This window comes from Peptostreptococcus sp. (genome assembly GCF_977045075.1).
Window position 1 is genome coordinate 1 of the sequence record NZ_CDRRTB010000150.1, and the last position, 2384, is coordinate 2384.

Consider the following 2384-nt stretch of genomic DNA (forward strand, 5'->3'; position numbering starts at 1 on the left):
TTTTACTATATACTTATATTTTTAATTTCATTAAGCGCATAATTTTGCTAGTCTAATATTTATATTAAACTCATAGGTAATGAATTAATACATACAGGGTCTAAATTGACTTATCATAAGAAAAGAATGACCTATCTAATTGCTACTGCAAATCTTCTATTTCCATAGTTATAGCACTTGTCTACCAGGGCCTGTGATTTCCAGTAGAAGAAAGGCTTACTACGGTTTGCCCCATCGGATTCGTGGTTGTATGGGTCTGCTATGTAGAAGGCCTTTTTAACCGGGTCGTAGCCTGTTAATAGGAGTACATGGTTGTTGAAGATCCTCCTGGTTGGAACCCCATCGATAGGTAGGGTCTTATAGTAGGCTGGAGCCCAATGTAGGGTAACATAAATAACTACTGTATTGCCATTCTGTATTTCTTTTATGATATCCTCTATAGGAGCCCCCTGAATATTTACAACATTACCATACCTTTGTCCGTACTTGGCTAGGGGTTCAGGGTCTATAGTTAGGAACCTATAATTTTCGTTTTCGTATGGTGAACCGACATAGCCCTTGGCAGGGTTACTACTAGTCTTTGGCATATTATCGAGGAAGTCTCTTAGACCCAGGTTTGTGTACCTCTTACCCTTAAGTCCCATCAGGAGGGATGTGGCTTCACATCCATTAGGTGCATAAACTGGCTTTAGCTGGGAAACATATGGGACCGGATTTATTATCCTACCAATAGTCTTCGGTTCCTCAGGCTTTACTTCTGGTTTTGGTTCAGGCTGTGGCTTTTGAGGGCCCTGGTTGTCTATTGGGTCCAGCCCCCTTGTCAACCTATCAGCATTGGCAAGAGTCTTGTCAGATATAGATAACTGACCACCTACGACAAGGACCTTTTTTATATTGTGGTTTTTGAAATAGTCTATTACACTCTGGTCTATCTTGTCCTTTGATACTAGAAGTATAGGGGCTTCTATCTTTTGGGCAAGTGTAGACGCAGCCAGGGCATCTGGGAAGTTTTCTCCTGATGCAAGGATGACTGTAGATGATACAAGCCTATCCCCTATCTTGGTACTTGTCTCATAACGGTTGTTGCCACTTATCCTAGTATGGCTAGCATATTGGAATTGGTTGGCTATACCACTTGCTAGACCTTCTTGGACACTATTTTCTCCTCCGACAATTAGGAAGCTGTCATGCTTAAGGGCCTCGATTGCAGCCTGGACCTCACTGGGTAGCTGTCCGCTTTTTGTTAATAGAAGGCCTGCCTGGTCAAGGATAGAAGATGTAGCCAGGGCATCTGGAAACTTTTCTCCTGATGCAAGGATCAAGGATTTTTTCTTGGCATGATTAAATATCTTTTGGCAGGTATCATACCTATTTTCACCCGCTATACGGCTGATGTTTTTAATTCCACCTATATTGGCAAGACCCCTTTCTATATCTTCTGATATCGAGTTCGTACCACCAAGTATGATAAGGTCCTGGGTCTCAAGTCTAGATATTTCATTTATAATTTCCTGTGTCAGTTGGTTTTGTACTAGGATGACGGAATAACGACCACCTGTAAGGTTGGATGCAGCTAGGGCATCGGGGTAGTTTCTTGCATCTGCCAGGATAACTGTCTTTGATTTAGTATTCTCAAACCTACTTATTTCTATGGACGTCTCTACCCTTCCTGGTCCAGATATTCTCATACTAGCCTGGTCTGATCCTAGGAATTTAGCCAGATTTGAATTAGGATCTAACTTAGAATCTTCTGCATCAGGGCTGATAATTATTTCGCTCTTGTTGGACTCATTTGGCTTGGCATCACTTGCTACCGCCTCTATACTAGGGCTAGATAACTGGTCTGCCAGGGTAGGCCCTGTAGAAGTAAGCACCATGCCCAGGGCTAGGACAATAGCCACTTGTTTTTTTCTCAATCTCATTTTTCTTCCTCCATGGGTTTTATATGCAAGTATTAATTGGTGGTCTCTCTTTGTTTTGAAGACCTAGGAGATGGTTTGGACTCCATCATGACTTGAAATTCAACATATTTTATATTTTACTATAAATAAAAATTTTTTTACAGTAGTAACTTGCTTAAAAATAAATATTTTCACAAAAATCACTGCTAAAAAGAGAGAGGTCTTAAGTTTGTGATTTTTGGAGCCTTACTTTCTCTAAACCGATATGGGTAGGTATATTTTTTAAAGCCCATGCCCAATATATATTAGATATTTTTAGGTGTTTATTAACTATATTTGTGATTTTCTGTAAAGTGTTGTAAATTGAAAATTATTATTATATCATTAAAGGGTAGATTGGTATTTTGTAAAAAATGGAGGAAAAATAATGGTTGAAAAGAACTTATTTCAATTTTGTGGAAACACAAAGAGATACATTATAGA

General features: G+C 39.3%; 1 protein-coding gene. It reads right to left on the minus strand.

Going from position 1 to position 2384, the window contains the following annotated elements; all coding sequences use genetic code 11:
- Positions 1-131: 131 nt before the first annotated feature.
- Positions 132-1922: a cell wall-binding repeat-containing protein gene (locus ACW6OJ_RS08160; protein ID WP_456096293.1), complete on the minus strand. Its 1791-nt coding sequence runs from the start codon at positions 1920-1922 to the stop codon at positions 132-134.
- Positions 1923-2384: the final 462 nt, after the last annotated feature.